Annotated in this window: 1 rRNA gene; it reads right to left on the bottom strand. The window is 52.3% G+C overall.

Going from position 1 to position 354, the window contains the following annotated elements:
* A 16S ribosomal RNA gene (locus LRP83_RS23150) occupies window positions 1-320 on the bottom strand; the annotation flags it as partial.
* Window positions 321-354: the final 34 nt, after the last annotated feature.

Genomic DNA, 354 nt, shown 5'->3' with positions numbered 1-354 from the left:
GTGGCCGATCACCCTCTCAGGTCGGCTACGCATCGTCGCCTTGGTGAGCCATTACCTCACCAACTAGCTAATGCGCCGCGGGCCCATCTATAAGTGACAGCTTGCACCGTCTTTCAGCTTTTCCTCATGAGAGGAAAAGGATTATCCGGTATTAGCTCCGGTTTCCCGAAGTTATCCCAGTCTTATAGGCAGGTTGCCCACGTGTTACTCACCCGTCCGCCGCTAACCAAAGGGAGCAAGCTCCCAATGATTCGCTCGACTTGCATGTATTAGGCACGCCGCCAGCGTTCGTCCTGAGCCAGGATCAAACTCTCCAATAAAGTGTTTGATTAGCTCATAAAGTTTACTCTGGCT

The organism is Pseudoneobacillus rhizosphaerae (assembly GCF_917563885.1).
Taxonomy (GTDB): domain Bacteria; phylum Bacillota; class Bacilli; order Bacillales; family Cytobacillaceae; genus Pseudoneobacillus; species Pseudoneobacillus rhizosphaerae.
The sequence above is the reverse complement of the archived record's forward strand: the minus strand, read 5'-3'. Positions and strand labels throughout refer to the sequence as shown.